The organism is Mycobacterium sp. URHD0025 (assembly GCF_000426065.1).
In the GTDB taxonomy this organism is placed as follows: domain Bacteria; phylum Actinomycetota; class Actinomycetes; order Mycobacteriales; family Mycobacteriaceae; genus Mycobacterium.
Map to the genome: position 1 here is coordinate 1 of NZ_AUEQ01000014.1, position 15,139 is coordinate 15,139.

Sequence of the window (15,139 nt, forward strand, 5' to 3'; positions counted from 1 at the left end):
GACAAACGTTTTGCCGGCGTCGGGAGATGCGTCGGTGATGAAACTGCTGAACACACTATTGGGCTTTGAGACAACAGGCCCGTGCCCTCTTTGGGGGGTGGCATTCCGTTGGGGGTGTCGGCGTGTTGTTGCCTCACACTTTGGTGGTGGGGTGTGGTGTTTGATTTGTGGATAGTGGTTGCGAGCATCTAGCACGCAAAATGTGTGGCGCCGGCCTTTGAGGTGGGTGCTGTCTTTTTGTGTGTATTGATGTGCAATTTCTTTTGAAACTCATTTTTTGGTTTTTGTGTTGTAAGTGTTTAAGGGCGCATGGTGGATGCCTTGGCACTGGGAGCCGATGAAGGACGTTGGAGGCTGCGATATGCCTCGGGGAGCTGCCAACCGAGCGTTGATCCGAGGATGTCCGAATGGGGAAACCCAGCACGAGTGATGTCGTGTTACCTGTATCTGAATACATAGGGTGCAGGGGGGAACGCGGGGAAGTGAAACATCTCAGTACCCGTAGGAAGAGAAAACAAAAGTGATTCCGTGAGTAGTGGCGAGCGAAAGCGGAGGATGGCTAAACCGTATGCATGTGATACCGGGTAGGGGTTGTGTGTGCGGGGTTGTGGGACCTGTTTTTCCAGTTCTACCTGGCTGGAGGGTAGTGAGAAAATGTCGTGGTTAACGGAAGTGGTTTGGGATGACCTGCCGTAGACGGTGAGAGCCCGGTACGTGAAAACCTGACATCTGCCTTGAACAGTGTTCCCGAGTAGCAGCGGGCCCGTGAAATCTGCTGTGAATCTGCCGGGACCACCCGGTAAGCCTGAATACTTCCCAGTGACCGATAGCGGATTAGTACCGTGAGGGAATGGTGAAAAGTACCCCGGGAGGGGAGTGAAATAGTACCTGAAACCGTGCGCTTACAATCCGTCAGAGCCTTCGACTTTGTCGTGGGGTGATGGCGTGCCTTTTGAAGAATGAGCCTGCGAGTCAGGGACATGTCGCGAGGTTAACCCGTGTGGGGTAGCCGCAGCGAAAGCGAGTCTGAATAGGGCGTATCCAATCCAGAGGGGTTGGTGTAGTGGTGTGTTCTGGACCCGAAGCGGAGTGATCTACCCATGGCCAGGGTGAAGCGCGGGTAAGACCGCGTGGAGGCCCGAACCCACTTAGGTTGAAGACTGAGGGGATGAGCTGTGGGTAGGGGTGAAAGGCCAATCAAACTCCGTGATAGCTGGTTCTCCCCGAAATGCATTTAGGTGCAGCGTCACATGTTTCTTGTTGGAGGTAGAGCTACTGGATGGCCGATGGGCCCCACAGGGTTACTGACGTCAGCCAAACTCCGAATGCCGACAAGTCCAAGAATGTGGCAGTGAGACGGCGGGGGATAAGCTCCGTGCGTCGAGAGGGAAACAGCCCAGATCGCCGGCTAAGGCCCCTAAGCGTGTACTAAGTGGAAAAGGATGTGCAGTCGCGAAGACAACCAGGAGGTTGGCTTAGAAGCAGCCACCCTTGAAAGAGTGCGTAATAGCTCACTGGTCAAGTGATTGTGCGCCGATAATGTAGCGGGGCTCAAGTACACCGCCGAAGCCGCGGCAGCCAAACTTGTTTGGCTGGGTAGGGGAGCGTCCTGCATCCGGTGAAGCAGCAGAGTGATCTAGCTGTGGAGGGTGTGGGAGTGAGAATGCAGGCATGAGTAGCGAATAGGCAAGTGAGAACCTTGCCCGCCGAAAGACCAAGGGTTCCTGGGCCAGGCCAGTCCTCCCAGGGTGAGTCGGGACCTAAGGCGAGGCCGACAGGCGTAGTCGATGGACAACGGGTTGATATTCCCGTACCCGTGTATGTGCGTCCATGATGAATCCATTGTGCTAACCATCCAAAACCGTCGTGACCGATCCCTTCGGGGTGAGGCGTTGACGGGGCTGCGTGGGACCCCGGTGGGTAGTAGTCAAGCGATGGGGTGACGCAGGAAGGTAGCCGTACCAGTCAGTGGTTGTACTGGGGTAAGCCGGTAGGGCGAAACGTAGGCAAATCCGCGTTTCATGTGCCTGAGAGGTGATGCATAGCCGTTTGAGGCGAATTCGGTGATCCTATGCTGCCAAGAAAAGCCTCTAGCGAGGACATACACGGCCCGTACCCCAAACCAACACAGGTGGTCAGGTAGAGAATACTAAGGCGTACGAGTGAACTATGGTTAAGGAACTCGGCAAAATGCCCCCGTAACTTCGGGAGAAGGGGGACCCCCATATCGTCAAGGCTTTTACGGCCGGCAGCGGGAGGGGGTGGCACAAACCAGTGAGAAGCGACTGTTTACTAAAAACACAGGTCCGTGCGAAGTCGCAAGACGATGTATACGGACTGACGCCTGCCCGGTGCTGGAAGGTTAAGAGGACCCGTTAACCCTTCGGGGTGAAGCGGAGAATTTAAGCCCCAGTAAACGGCGGTGGTAACTATAACCATCCTAAGGTAGCGAAATTCCTTGTCGGGTAAGTTCCGACCTGCACGAATGGCGTAACGACTTCTCAACTGTCTCAACCATAGACTCGGCGAAATTGCACTACGAGTAAAGATGCTCGTTACGCGCGGCAGGACGAAAAGACCCCGGGACCTTCACTACAACTTGGTATTGGTGCTCGATACGGTTTGTGTAGGATAGGTGGGAGACTGTGAAGCTCACACGCCAGTGTGGGTGGAGTCATTGTTGAAATACCACTCTGATCGTATTGGGCCTCTAACCTCGGACCGTATATCCGGTTCAGGGACAGTGCCTGGTGGGTAGTTTAACTGGGGCGGTTGCCTCCCAAAATGTAACGGAGGCGCCCAAAGGTTCCCTCAACCTGGACGGCAATCAGGTGTTGAGTGTAAGTGCACAAGGGAGCTTGACTGCGAGACATACATGTCGAGCAGGGACGAAAGTCGGGACTAGTGATCCGGCACCTCTGAGTGGAAGGGGTGTCGCTCAACGGATAAAAGGTACCCCGGGGATAACAGGCTGATCTTCCCCAAGAGTCCATATCGACGGGATGGTTTGGCACCTCGATGTCGGCTCGTCGCATCCTGGGGCTGGAGCAGGTCCCAAGGGTTGGGCTGTTCGCCCATTAAAGCGGCACGCGAGCTGGGTTTAGAACGTCGTGAGACAGTTCGGTCTCTATCCGCCGCGCGCGTCAGAAGCTTGAGGAAATCTGTCCCTAGTACGAGAGGACCGGGACGGACGAACCTCTGGTATACCAGTTGTTCCACCAGGAGCACCGCTGGATAGCCACGTTCGGACAGGATAACCGCTGAAAGCATCTAAGCGGGAAACCCCCTCCAAGACCAGGCTTCTCACCCTTTTAGAGGGATAAGGCCCCCCGCAGACCACGGGATTGATAGACCAGACCTGGAAGCCCAGCAATGGGTGCAGGGAACTGGCACTAACCGGCCGAAAACTTACAACAACCAACAAACACCAATGTTTGATGAGTTTCAGTAAGACGCACATCTGTCTCGCAACCACACCACAAAACACACCCACACTCACTTTGTGTGCGGACGTGCAACCCACGCCCCACCACCAAAACACAAAGATTCACACTCACAAACGAGTGAATAGAGTTACGGCGGTCCATAGCGGCAGGGAAACGCCCGGTCCCATCCCGAACCCGGAAGCTAAGCCTGCCAGCGCCGATGATACTACCCAGTCGGGTGGAAAAGTAGGACACCGCCGAACACAAATTAAGTCCCGAGCCCTCCAATTTCGATTGGAGGGCTCGGGCATTTTTGTATATGGCTGCGTTTCAATTCCGGATTGGAATTGAAACGCAGCCTATTTCAATTGAAGAGAGCCGGCATCGTGCGGCTTCTCTCCAATTCCAACAATGCGCGCTTACGGTCCAGGCCGCCGCCGTAACCGGTGAGGCTGCCGTTGGCTCCTATCACCCGATGACACGGCACGATGATGCCGATCGGATTGTGGCCATTTGCCAGCCCGACCGCGCGTGATGCCCCCGGTGAGCCGATCTGCCGAGCGATCTCACCGTATGAACACGTCTGCCCGTAAGGAATGGTTTGCAGCGCCTGCCATACGCGGCGCTGAAATTGAGTGCCGACCATGTCGAGTTCGAGGTCGAAATCGGTACGTTCGCCCGCGAAGTAGGCAGAAAGTTGGTCGACGGCATCTGCAAAGGCGGTGTCGTCGTTCTCCCAGCCTTCGCGGCTCGGTTCGTAGGTCTGATCGACCATTCGTAGGTGCATGAGCCTGCCGTCGCGCCCCGCCAGCGTGAGCAGGCCGACCGGACTGTCCATGGTGCGGTAGTGCAGTGTCGTCATGACTTCTCCTGTAGATCGTGCGGGGGCCATTCGTTCACCGCGTGGTCCAGTGTGGTCCAGAGATGTTGTGTTGCGTATGCGCGCCATGGTCGCCATCTGCTGCTGTGGCCCACGAGCTCGTCGGGCGGGAGGCCCAGGTGCCCGGCGGCGGCGCGCACACCGAGATCGGTGGCGGGGAAGGCATCTGGATCACCGAGGCCGCGCATGGCGATCACCTCCGTCGTCCAGGGCCCGACGCCGGGCAGGGCCAGCAACTGTTCGCGGGCCCTGTCCCAGTCACAACCGGGATCGAGGATGAGATCGCCGTCGGCGATGGCTTCCACGAGCGCTTTCACCGTCCGTTTTCTCGACGCCGGCATGGCCAGATCGCCAGGATCCAATCCGGCGAGGTCGGTGATGCTGGGAAACACATGGGTCAGCTCTCCGGCCTCGTCGTGAACAGCGGTTCCGTAGCCGGCGACGAGGCGGCCGACATGTGTACAGGCCGCCTTGATCGACACCTGCTGTCCGATGACCACCCGCAGCGCGAGTTCGGATTCGTCGACGGAGCGTGGAATGCGTTGCCCCGGCGCCTTGGCCACCACAGCCGCGAGGTCCGGATCGGCCTGAAGCGCTTCCACCACCGCTTCGGGATCGGCGTCGAGGTCCAACAGGCGCCGGCACCGGGCGATGGCGGCTGCCAGGTCTCGGAAGTCGTCGAGCACCAACTGGCACAGAACGTGATCGGGTCGTGGAGTCAGGCCGACGACGCCGTTGCCGTGCGGCAGCCGCAGGGTCCGCCGGTACTGACCGTCACGCACTTCCTCGATCCCCGGCACCGCGCTGGCCGCCAGATGGCCGAACAATCCTTCGTAGGCAAAAGGGGTTCGCACCGGTAGTCGCAGTGACAGGACGCCGGGTGCGGCGGAGACGTCGGCGGCGAATCGTGTGCGAGCCCGCAATCGCAGCTGGGTGGGCGTCAGGTCGGACACCGCGCGCACGGTGTCGTTGAACTGACGAATGCTGGCGAAGCCGGCGGCGAACGCCACATCGGCAAAAGGCAGCTCGGTGGTTTCGATCAGCACCCGGGCCGTCTGGGTCCGTTGCGCCCGGGCCAGCGCAAGGGGATTGGCCCCCAGCTCGGCCTGCATGATGCGCTGCAACTGCCGTGTCGTGTAGCCGACACGGGCAGCCAGCCCGGTCACTCCTTCGCGATCCACGGTGCCGTCGGCGATCAGTCGCATGCACCGCGCGACGACGTCGCCGCGCACGTTCCATTCCGGGGAACCCGGCGAGGCGTCCGGCCGGCACCGTTTGCATGCCCGGAAGCCCGCTGCCTGGGCGGCAGCGGCGGTCGGATAGAACCGCATGTTGCGGGCAAAAGGCGGCCGCACCGGGCAGCTGGGGCGGCAGTAGATACCGGTGGTCAGCACGGCGGTGACGAACCAGCCGTCGAACCGGGCGTCCTTCGACTGGACGGCCCGGTAACAGCGGTCGAAATCCTCGTGCATGAGTTCCACGATGGCACGGCTGCCGGTGATCCACTAGCGGAAAAACGACATGGTCGTGGGAGTGTGCTCGCAGCTAGACTGCGACCCGTGGCCGAGCTGGTACAGCACTACCTGGACCGGATCCGTGCCGAGCAGATCGGACTGCGCGAAGGCGCCCTGGCGAGCTACATTCCCGAACTCGCCAAAGTCGACCCCGAGGGGTTCGGGCTGAGTCTGTCCTCGTCGGACGGCTATGTCTACGAATCTGGCGACACCGCAGTGGAATTCACGATCCAGTCCATCTCCAAGCCGTTCACGTACGCGCTGGCGCTGGACCGTATCGGCCAGGATGCCGTCGACGCCAGGATCGGTGTCGAACCCTCAGGTGAGGCGTTCAACGAGATCAGCGTGGACGATGTGACCAAGACACCGAAGAACCCGATGATCAATGCGGGTGCCATTGCGGCGGTTTCGCTGATTCCCGGCGCCGGTGCCGATGAGAGGTTCGACCGTATCCATGACTTTTACTCCGCATGTGCGGGCCGAAGACTCGAGGTCGACATGGATGTGTACGCCTCCGAGAAGGCGACGGGCAACCGAAACCGGGCTATCGCGTACATGTTGACGAGTTTCGGTGTGCTGGACGGGGATCCGGACGAGGTCCTCGACGTGTACTTCCGCCAGTGTTCCGTGAAGGTGACCAGCACCGACCTGGCCCGGATGGCCGCCACGCTGGCCCGCGGCGGGTTCAATCCCTTGACCGGCCGCCGCGTCATCGATGCGAAGGTGGTCCGGCGCACCCTCAGCGTGATGGTGACCTGCGGGATGTACGACGCGACAGGCGACTGGGTCAGTGGTGTGGGCATGCCCGCCAAGAGCGGCGTCGGCGGCGGCATCGTGGCGGTGCTGCCCGGTCAACTCGGTATCGGCGTCTACTCACCACGCCTGGATTCGCGTGGCAACAGCGTCCGTGGAGTGCAGGTGTGCCGCGACTTGTCTTCGCAGCTGGGGCTTCACTTCCTCACCGTCGGCCGAGAATCGTCCTCGACGCTGCGGGCGGTGTTCGAGGTCAGCCCGGGCATTCGGGTCTACGAGGTTCAGGGCGATCTGTTGTTCGCCGGGGCCGAGCAGGTGCTGCGGACCGCCGAGCTGGATCGTGGCGAGTACGACGTGGCCGTGCTGGACGTCACCAGGGTCGACGACATCAACGATGCCGCGCGCGGCATGCTCACCGGGATGCGGGCCAGTCTGACCGCAGCGGGCAAGGAGGCTTATCTCGTCGACCCCGACGGTCGCGTGGTGCCGGCCGACCGGCGCGACGATTACGACGCGATCGTGTTCCTCACCCTCGACGAGGCGATCGAAGCGGCACGGCAGTGGGCCGCTGGCTAGGCCGGGACGGCCACGCGGGTCGGCTCGGCCAGGCCCCGTAAGGTGACCGATTCGCCCAGTGACCATCGGGCCCTTTCGGTTTCGGAGGCGTTGGCAATGGTGTCGGATGAGGCCACCAAATGCCCGGGTACCTGCTTGGAGAACTCGCACAGTCGCGCGGCTTCGTTGACCGGCTCGCCGATGACCGTGTATTCGAAGCGTTGCTTGGCGCCGACGTTGCCCGCCACCACCTGCCCGGCCGCGACCCCGATTCCTGCCTCGAGCTCCGGTATCTCGGTCCGCAGCCGCTGGGCGATCGCCCGCGCGGCGCCGAGGGCTTCGTCCTCGGCATTGGCAAGCGAGATCGGTGCACCGAAGACCGCCAGTATCGCGTCACCCTCGAATTTGTTGACCAGACCGCGATGGTTGTCGACCTCGTCGACGATGACGGCGAAGAACCGGTTGAGGAGCTCGACGACCTCCACCGCGGGCCGCGTGGTCACCAACTGTGTCGAACCGATGACATCGACGAAAATCACTGCGGCGTGGCGCTCTTCGCCACCGAGGACGGGGTTCTGCTGCTCGGCCAGGGCGGCCACCTCGCGACCGACATGACGGCCGAACAGATCGCGGACCCGTTCGCGCTCGCGCAAGCCGTGCACCATCGAGTTGAATCCGCGTTGCAGCTGGCCCAGTTCGGTGCCGTCGAACACCACCAGGTTGGTGTCCAGATCGCCCTGCTCGACGCGACTGAGGGCCGCGCGCACCACCCTGATCGGGGTGGCGGTGAGAAAGGAGAGGATCCACATCAGCAGGAAGCCGAACACCAACGCAAAGGAGCCGAGACCGATGACGGCGTATGCGAATTGGGTCGGGGTCAGGTTGTTGAGCGTCACAGCGAAGACTGCGGCCAGCATGATGCCCAGGATCGGTACGCCCGAACTGAGCGCCCACACCACCATGGTGCGGCCCATGATGCCCGGGGCCAGGCGGCTGGGTGGCGGGCCGGCTTCCAGTGCCTGAGCAGCGACCGGCCGCAGTGCGAACTCTGTGAACAGATGGCAGCTGACCGACAACACAATGCCGGGAAAGCTGATGCCCAGCAGGAACTTCGGAATGTAATCGGTATCGACGAGCCCATACAGCGTGGTCAGCAGTGCGGTGCCGAGACCCCACAAGACCAGCAGTACGCGGGTGAGCCGGAACGGCGCGAAGAAGGTGTTCCGCTGGTCGGCGACGGTGGGCGGGCGTTCCTCGATTGCCCACCGCACGTTGTCGATCACCCGGGTCGTCGCCCAGAACACTCCGACGATCAACGCCGAGGCCATGTAGATCGGCGCCACGATGAAGGTGATCCAGCGGACCGACGGGTCGAACACACTCGGAGAGGGAAACAGCAGCGTGACGATGATCATCGAGATCCCGATGCCGAGCAGGTTCACGAGGATCACGAACGTCGTGAGAATGACCTGGATGCGTACTCTGCGCCGGCGTTGGCTCTCCGATACCCGGCCCAGGACCCAGGATCCGTATTCCGGCGTGGCCGGGAGCCTGCCGCTCTGGCGGGTGACACCCTCGAGTACCCGGCCCAGCCGTCGTGCCAGCGATTTGTCGGAGTTCATTGTGGCGCCAGCCTAGTTCGTCGGACATGCCCTTAAGGTGGATCGGGTGCGCCTCGTGATTGCCCAGTGCACCGTCGACTATGTCGGGCGGCTGACCGCCCACCTCCCATCGGCCCGGCGGCTGTTGTTGTTCAAGTCCGACGGTTCGGTCAGTGTCCATGCAGATGATCGCGCCTACAAGCCGCTGAACTGGATGAGTCCGCCGTGCTGGCTCACTGAGGATGACAACGAGGGCGTGCCGGTCTGGGTGGTCGAGAACAAGGCCGGTGAGCAGTTGCGCATCACGGTCGAGGACGTCGAGCACGACTCGAGCCACGAGCTCGGCGTCGATCCCGGCTTGGTGAAAGACGGCGTGGAGGCCCATCTGCAGGTGCTGCTGGCCGAGCACGTCGAGCTACTGGGCGCCGGCTACACGCTGGTGCGCCGCGAGTATCCGACCGCGATCGGGCCGGTGGACCTGATGTGCCGTGACGAGCTGGGTCGATCGGTGGCCGTGGAGATCAAGCGCCGCGGGGAGATCGACGGTGTCGAACAGCTGACGCGTTACCTCGAACTGCTCAACCGCGACACCGTGCTGGCTCCGGTGGCAGGCGTGTTCGCCGCCCAGCAGATCAAGCCGCAGGCCAGGACGTTGGCCAATGACCGTGGAATTCGTTGTGTCACCCTGGATTACGACCAGATGCGGGGCTTGGTCAGCGACGAGTACCGGCTGTTCTGATGCGTCGTCGGTCCCGCGAGCACCGTCGGTTGGCATCGCTGCCGCCGTCGCGTCGTGTCGAGACCGGGCCCGACGGCTACGAATACGAGGTGCGGACGGTGACCGCGTCGCGGGCCGTGAAGATATACCGATGCCCCGGATGTGACCAAGAGATCCGTGTCGCCACCGCGCATGTGGTGGTGCTGCCGATCGATGTTGGCGATGTCGACGACCGCAGGCACTGGCATACGCCGTGCTGGGCGAACCGAGCTACTCGCGGCCCGACGAGGAAGTGGTCCTGAGCGCTCAGTGCTCGTCGCTGGAGGGTTCCACCAGCTCGATCAGAACGCCGCCGGCGTCCTTGGGGTGGATGAAGTTGATCCGCGAGTTCGCCGTGCCCTTGCGGGGGGCGTCGTAGAGCAGCCGCACGCCGCCGCTGCGCAACCGCTCCGACAGCGCGTCGATGTCGCTGGTGCGGTAGGCCAACTGCTGCAGGCCGGGGCCGCGGCTGTCGATGAACTTGGCGATCGTCGACTTGTCGTTCAGCGGCGCCAGGAGCTGGATCTGCGCACTGCCCTTGGGCGCTCCACGGACCGAGAGCATCGCCTCGCGGACGCCCTGTTCCTCGTTGATCTCCTCGTGCAGGACGATCATGCCGAGGTTGTCGTGGTACCACTTCGCGGTGGCATCCAGGTCGGCGACCGCGATGCCGACGTGATCGATGGCCGTCACCAGCGCGCTGGCGAGCAGTGGACGGGCGTCAACCTGATCGGCAGTCATAACGTAACGGTAACCTTTACCCGAACGTTTGCGCATGTGTGATCGCCCACACAGCTCTTGGACCCAGGCTTTGGAGGTAGGAAATGACTGCGGAAAATCGCACGTCGGTGATCGTTGCTGGAGCGCGTACTCCGGTTGGCAGGTTGATGGGTTCGTTGAAGGATTTTTCCGGCAGTGACCTGGGAGCGATCGCGATCCGCGGTGCCCTGGAGAAGGCCAAGGTCAGCCCTTCGCTGGTGGACTACGTGATCATGGGCCAGGTGCTGACCGCGGGAGCCGGCCAGATGCCTGCGCGCCAGTCCGCGGTGGCCGCCGGAATCGGCTGGGACGTGCCTGCGCTGAGCATCAACAAGATGTGCCTTTCCGGCATCGACGCCATCGCCCTGGCCGATCAGCTCATCCGGGCCGGTGAATTCGAGGTCGTCGTCGCAGGTGGCCAGGAATCGATGTCGCAGGCCCCGCACCTGCTGCCCAAGAGCCGCGAGGGCTTCAAGTACGGCGACACCACGCTGGTCGACCACATGGCCTACGACGGTCTGCACGACGTGTTCACCGATCAGCCGATGGGCGCGCTCACCGAACAGCGCAACGACGTCGACAAGTTCACCCGCGCCGAGCAGGACGAGTTCGCCGCCCAGTCGCACCAGAAGGCAGCCGCGGCGTGGAAGGACGGCGTGTACGCCGACGAGGTGGTTCCGGTGTCCATCCCGCAGCGCAAGGGCGATCCGATCGAGTTCGCCGAGGACGAGGGCATCCGCGCCAACACCACGGCCGAATCGCTGGGCGGCCTGCGCCCGGCCTTCCGCAAGGACGGCACCATCACCGCCGGCTCGTCGTCGCAGATCTCCGACGGTGCCGCCGCGGTGGTCGTGATGAGCAAGTCCAAGGCTCAGGAACTGGGTCTGGACTGGCTCTGTGAGATCGGGGCGCACGGTGTCGTGGCCGGTCCGGACTCCACTCTGCAGAGCCAGCCGGCCAACGCGATCAAGAAGGCCGTCGAGCGTGAGGGCATCAGCGTCGACCAACTCGACGTACTTGAGATCAACGAGGCATTCGCTGCGGTGTCGCTGGCCTCGACGAAGGAACTGGGTGTCGAGCCGGCCAAGGTGAACGTCAACGGCGGCGCCATCGCCATCGGCCACCCGATCGGGATGTCGGGCGCGCGCATCACCCTGCATGCGGCGCTGGAACTGGCACGTAAGGGGTCCGGCTACGCCGTCGCCGCGCTGTGTGGCGCCGGTGGCCAGGGTGATGCCCTGATCCTGCGTCGTCCGTAGCAATCAACGACGCAACGTAGTAGCTCGACTGCCGCTCCGGCACAATGGCGGCCATGACGACCTCCTTCGACCTGCGCACGGTTACCGGCTGGTTCCGGCTCATCGCTCTCGCTGAGGCGGTGAGCTGGGCCGGCCTGCTGGTCGGCATGTACTTCAAGTACCTGGGCAGCCCCCGCACCGAGGTCGGTGTCAAGGTGTTCGGCCCGATCCATGGCGGTATCTTCATCGCCTTCGTGGTGGCCGCCGTGCTGGTCGGGTTGGCCTGCAAGTGGGGCGTCGGCACGTGGATTCTGGCTTTGCTGGCCAGCATCGTGCCATTGGGCAGTGTGATCTTCGTCATGTGGGCTGATCGCACTGCGCGGCTGGGCTCGGGTGCGGCTCCGGCCCTGGTGGCGCAACCGGGCGGCGCCGTGCCGGAAACGACGTGACAGACTTGATGACGTGACTCGTCCACGACCTTCTGTCGGGCCGGCGCTGGCCGGCGCGGTTGACCTCTCGGCACTCAAACAGCGGCCTGCGACGGGCGGCGGCAGCAGCCCCAGCGCGGCCGGCAGCGCGAACGTCACGGAGGTGAACGAAGCCAACTTCGAAGCCGAGGTGCTGGTCCGCTCGGGCCAGGTACCGGTGGTGGTGCTGCTGTGGTCGCCGCGCAGCGATTCCAGTGCCGCGCTGGGAGACGCTTTGGCGGGTCTGGCTGCTGCCGACAACGGCAAATGGTCACTGGCGCTGGTCAACGTCGACACCACCCCGAGGGTGGCGCAGATGTTCGGCATCCAGGGCGTGCCCACGGTGGTCGCCCTCGCCGGAGGTCAGCCGATCGCCAGCTTCCAGGGCTCGCAACCGGCCGACGAACTGCGGCGCTGGGTCGATTCGTTGCTCGAGGCGACGGCGGGCAAGCTGACCGGATCCGAAGCCGGCGACGACGAATCAGAGCAGGTCGATCCGGAGCTGGCCGCAGCCAGGGCATACCTGGACGAAGGGGATCTCGACGCGGCGGCAGCTGCCTATCAGGCGATTCTGGACGCGCAGCCCAACCAAGCCGAGGCCAAGGGAGCGGTCCGGCAGATCGCATTCCTGCAGCGGGCAACCGCGCAGCGTCCCGATGCGGTGGCGGCGGCCGACGCGGCACCCGACGACATCGAGGCGGCATTCGCCGCTGCCGACGCCGAGATCCTGGCCCAGAACGTGTCGGCGGCCTTCGACCGGCTGATCGCGCTGATCAAGCGCACTGCCGGTGACGACCGGACCGCCGTGCGGACCCGGCTCGTCGAGCTGTTCGACTTGTTCGACCCGGCTGATCCCGACGTGGTCGCGGGCCGGCGCAACCTGGCCAACGCCCTGTACTGATTTCTTCCGCCGAGCAGACACAAACCTGCCCCTTTTCGCTCGAAAAGGGGCAGGTTTGTGTCTGCTCGCGGGTGGACCTAGGCAGGCTCGAACCACAGCATCGCCAACGGCGGTAACACCATCACTGCCGATGCGGGCCTACCGTGCCATGGTTCCGCAGTGGCCTGGACCGCGCCGAGATTGCCGATGCCCGATCCGTTGTAGATGGTCGCGTCGGTGTTGAGCACTTCCTGCCAGGCGCCGGTGTGCGGCAGCCCCAGCCGGTACTCGCTGTGCTCACTGCCGGCGAAGTTCACCACGCAGGCCAGCACGGAACCGTCGGCACCGAACCGCAGGAAGCTCAGCACGTTGTTGGCCGAATCGTTCGCGTCGATCCAGGAGTAGCCCTCGGGGCTGGTGTCGCGGCTCCACAGCGCCGGGTGACTGCGATAGATCCCGTTGAGATCGCGCACCAATCGCTGCACACCGCCGGAGAAGCCCTGCTCGTCGAGCTGGAACCAGTCCAGCCCACGCTCTTCCGACCACTCGGCCCGCTGTCCGAATTCCTGGCCCATGAACAACAGTTGCTTACCCGGGTGCGCCCACTGGTAGGCCAGCAGACTGCGCAGTCCCGCGGCCTTGGCGTGATCGTCACCCGGCATCCGGCCCCACAGGGTGCCCTTGCCGTGCACGACCTCGTCATGGCTTATCGGCAGCACGTAGTTCTCGCTGAACGCATACAGCATCGAGAACGTCATCTCGTGGTGGTGATAGCTGCGGTGCACCGGGTCATGGCTGACGTAGTCGAGCGTGTCGTTCATCCAGCCCATGTTCCACTTCATCGAAAAACCAAGGCCGCCAAGGTTGGTGGGGCGGGTGACGCCTGGCCACGACGTCGACTCCTCGGCGACCGTGACGATTCCCGGGGCGACCTTGTGCACGGTGGCGTTCATCTCCTGCAGGAACTGCACCGCCTCCAGGTTCTCCCGGCCACCGTGGATGTTGGGCGTCCAGCCACCCTCCGGACGTGAGTAGTCGAGGTAGAGCATCGACGCGACGGCGTCCACCCTCAGTCCGTCAATGTGATATTCCTCCAGCCAATACAACGCATTGGCGACCAGGAAGTTGCGCACCTCGGGTCGGCCGAAGTCGAAAACGTAGGTGCCCCAGTCGAGCTGCTCTCCGCGGCGCGGGTCGGAGTGCTCGTACAGCGGGGTTCCGTCAAATCGGCCCAGCGCCCAGGCATCCTTCGGGAAGTGGGCCGGAACCCAGTCCACGATCACCCCGATCCCCGCTTGGTGCAGGGTATCCACCAGATGTCGAAAATCGTCGGGGGTTCCCAGCCGCGACGTGGGTGCGTAGTACGAGGTGACCTGGTATCCCCACGACCCGCCGAACGGGTGCTCGGCCACCGGCAGCAGCTCGACGTGGGTGAAGCCCTGTTCCACAACGTATTCGGTGAGCTCGGTGGCCAGCTGTCGGTAGCTGAGGCCGGGCCGCCAGGACATCAGGTGCACCTCGTAGGTGCTCATCGGTTCGAACACCGGATTCTGCGCGGCGCGCCGGGTCATCCAGTCGCCGTCGTTCCAGGTGTAGGAGCTGCTCGTGACCCGGGAGGCCGTCTGCGGCGGAACTTCAGTGGCGAAGGCCATCGGGTCGGCCCGGTCGGAAGTCACCCCGCCCGCGCCGTGGACCCGAAACTTGTACAGGCCGTCGACGGGAAACCCGGGCCAGAACAGCTCCCAGACGCCCGACGAACCGAGGACACGCATCTGTGCCTCGTTGCCGTCCCAGTGGTTGAAGTCACCGACGACGCTGACGCCCTTGGCATTCGGCGCCCATACCGCGAACGAGACTCCTTCCACGACTCCGTCGGCGGTGGTGAAACTGCGCGGATGGGCTCCCAGGATCTCCCACAGGCGTTCGTGGCGTCCCTCGGCGAACAGGTGCAGATCGAGCTCGCCGAGCGTGGGCAGGAACCGGTAGGCGTCGGCGGTGGTGTGGGTGAAGATGGTGTCGTCGGCGCCCGGATAGCCGATCTCCAGACGGTAGTCCGCGAGATTGGTGAACGGAACGGCAACCGCGAAGAGTCCGGAATCGATGTGCTGCAGCGGGAATCGTTCACCGCCGATCAAAGCGACGACTTTGGAGGCGTGGGGGCGGAAGGCCCGGATAACGGTCTCGCCGGCGTACTCGTGGGCGCCGAGTACCGAATGCGGGTCGTGGTGTTGGCCCGTCCGCAGTCGCTGGATGTCGGTGGGATCGGGGCGCAGATGTAGATCGGTGAGGTGGTTACTTCGTGTCATCTCG

Annotated in this window: 11 protein-coding genes and 2 rRNA genes; 8 read left to right on the forward strand and 5 right to left on the reverse strand. The window is 63.2% G+C overall.

The window, feature by feature from the left end; genetic code table 11:
• Nucleotides 1-289 precede the first annotated feature (289 nt).
• Nucleotides 290-3,416 (forward strand): 23S ribosomal RNA (locus H977_RS0121820).
• Nucleotides 3,417-3,574: 158 nt separating this feature from the next.
• Nucleotides 3,575-3,688: ribosomal RNA gene (rrf, locus tag H977_RS0121825) — 5S ribosomal RNA — on the forward strand.
• Between the two features lie 101 nt (nt 3,689-3,789).
• On the opposite strand, the gene H977_RS0121830 is transcribed toward rrf, so the two are convergent.
• Both H977_RS0121830 and H977_RS0121835 read right to left on the reverse strand, forming a co-directional pair.
• Nucleotides 3,790-4,287 carry a methylated-DNA--[protein]-cysteine S-methyltransferase gene (locus H977_RS0121830; protein ID WP_029109866.1) on the reverse strand — a complete coding sequence of 166 codons (498 nt, stop codon included), beginning with the start codon at nt 4,285-4,287 and terminating at the stop codon, nt 3,790-3,792.
• Nucleotides 4,284-5,777, reverse strand: coding sequence for a DNA-3-methyladenine glycosylase 2 family protein (locus H977_RS0121835; RefSeq protein ID WP_029109867.1), 1,494 nt, complete (start codon nt 5,775-5,777; stop codon nt 4,284-4,286). The genes H977_RS0121830 and H977_RS0121835 overlap by 4 nt, the downstream gene beginning before the upstream one ends.
• A gap of 87 nt (nt 5,778-5,864) precedes the next feature.
• Here H977_RS0121835 and glsA point away from each other — a divergent pair, with 87 nt between their 5' ends.
• On the forward strand, nt 5,865-7,148 hold the full coding sequence (gene glsA, locus H977_RS0121840; RefSeq protein WP_029109868.1) for a glutaminase A: 1,284 nt from the start codon (nt 5,865-5,867) through the stop codon (nt 7,146-7,148).
• On the opposite strand, the gene H977_RS0121845 is transcribed toward glsA, so the two are convergent.
• The gene (locus tag H977_RS0121845) at nt 7,145-8,749 is read right to left on the reverse strand and encodes an adenylate/guanylate cyclase domain-containing protein (RefSeq protein ID WP_029109869.1); all 1,605 of its coding nucleotides are present in this window, start codon (nt 8,747-8,749) and stop codon (nt 7,145-7,147) included. The genes glsA and H977_RS0121845 overlap by 4 nt on opposite strands.
• A gap of 46 nt (nt 8,750-8,795) precedes the next feature.
• On the opposite strand from H977_RS0121845, the gene nucS reads away from it, so the two are divergent.
• Together nucS and H977_RS0121855 are read left to right on the forward strand one after the other, a co-directional pair.
• Nucleotides 8,796-9,467 carry an endonuclease NucS gene (gene nucS / locus H977_RS0121850; protein ID WP_036476825.1) on the forward strand — a complete coding sequence of 224 codons (672 nt, stop codon included), beginning with the start codon at nt 8,796-8,798 and terminating at the stop codon, nt 9,465-9,467.
• Nucleotides 9,467-9,748: an Rv1322 family protein gene (locus H977_RS0121855; RefSeq protein ID WP_036476737.1), complete on the forward strand. Its 282-nt coding sequence runs from the start codon at nt 9,467-9,469 to the stop codon at nt 9,746-9,748. The genes nucS and H977_RS0121855 overlap by 1 nt, the downstream gene beginning before the upstream one ends.
• Before the next feature lie 4 nt (nt 9,749-9,752).
• On the opposite strand, the gene mce is transcribed toward H977_RS0121855, so the two are convergent.
• Nucleotides 9,753-10,226 (reverse strand): methylmalonyl-CoA epimerase, encoded by a 474-nt coding sequence (gene mce / locus H977_RS0121860; protein WP_029109872.1) that lies wholly within the window; start codon nt 10,224-10,226, stop codon nt 9,753-9,755.
• Nucleotides 10,227-10,309: 83 nt separating this feature from the next.
• Between mce and H977_RS0121865 the strand changes: the two genes are divergently transcribed.
• From H977_RS0121865 to H977_RS0121875, 3 genes are read left to right on the forward strand one after another with little or no spacing between them, the layout of a single operon-like run.
• Nucleotides 10,310-11,503 carry an acetyl-CoA C-acetyltransferase gene (locus H977_RS0121865; RefSeq protein ID WP_036476740.1) on the forward strand — a complete coding sequence of 398 codons (1,194 nt, stop codon included), beginning with the start codon at nt 10,310-10,312 and terminating at the stop codon, nt 11,501-11,503.
• Between the two features lie 44 nt (nt 11,504-11,547).
• Nucleotides 11,548-11,931, forward strand: coding sequence for a DUF3817 domain-containing protein (locus H977_RS0121870; RefSeq protein WP_029109874.1), 384 nt, complete (start codon nt 11,548-11,550; stop codon nt 11,929-11,931).
• Nucleotides 11,932-11,944: 13 nt separating this feature from the next.
• Nucleotides 11,945-12,850 (forward strand): tetratricopeptide repeat protein, encoded by a 906-nt coding sequence (locus H977_RS0121875; RefSeq protein ID WP_029109875.1) that lies wholly within the window; start codon nt 11,945-11,947, stop codon nt 12,848-12,850.
• A gap of 77 nt (nt 12,851-12,927) precedes the next feature.
• Here the strand turns inward: H977_RS0121875 and glgB are convergent, their stop codons facing one another.
• Nucleotides 12,928-15,135 carry a 1,4-alpha-glucan branching protein GlgB gene (gene glgB, locus H977_RS0121880; RefSeq protein ID WP_029109876.1) on the reverse strand — a complete coding sequence of 736 codons (2,208 nt, stop codon included), beginning with the start codon at nt 15,133-15,135 and terminating at the stop codon, nt 12,928-12,930.
• Nucleotides 15,136-15,139 lie beyond the last annotated feature (4 nt).

What these genes read in the sequence shown, in the direction of transcription:
- glgB (WP_029109876.1), bottom strand. Translation starts at nt 15,135, where the DNA reads ATGACACGAAGTAACCACCTCACCGATCTACATCTGCGCCCCGATCCC.
- H977_RS0121855 (WP_036476737.1), top strand. Translation starts at nt 9,467, where the DNA reads ATGCGTCGTCGGTCCCGCGAGCACCGTCGGTTGGCATCGCTGCCGCCG.
- H977_RS0121845 (WP_029109869.1), bottom strand. Translation starts at nt 8,749, where the DNA reads ATGAACTCCGACAAATCGCTGGCACGACGGCTGGGCCGGGTACTCGAG.
- H977_RS0121870 (WP_029109874.1), top strand. Translation starts at nt 11,548, where the DNA reads ATGGCGGCCATGACGACCTCCTTCGACCTGCGCACGGTTACCGGCTGG.
- H977_RS0121865 (WP_036476740.1), top strand. Translation starts at nt 10,310, where the DNA reads ATGACTGCGGAAAATCGCACGTCGGTGATCGTTGCTGGAGCGCGTACT.
- H977_RS0121830 (WP_029109866.1), bottom strand. Translation starts at nt 4,287, where the DNA reads ATGACGACACTGCACTACCGCACCATGGACAGTCCGGTCGGCCTGCTC.
- H977_RS0121835 (WP_029109867.1), bottom strand. Translation starts at nt 5,777, where the DNA reads ATGCACGAGGATTTCGACCGCTGTTACCGGGCCGTCCAGTCGAAGGAC.
- mce (WP_029109872.1), bottom strand. Translation starts at nt 10,226, where the DNA reads ATGACTGCCGATCAGGTTGACGCCCGTCCACTGCTCGCCAGCGCGCTG.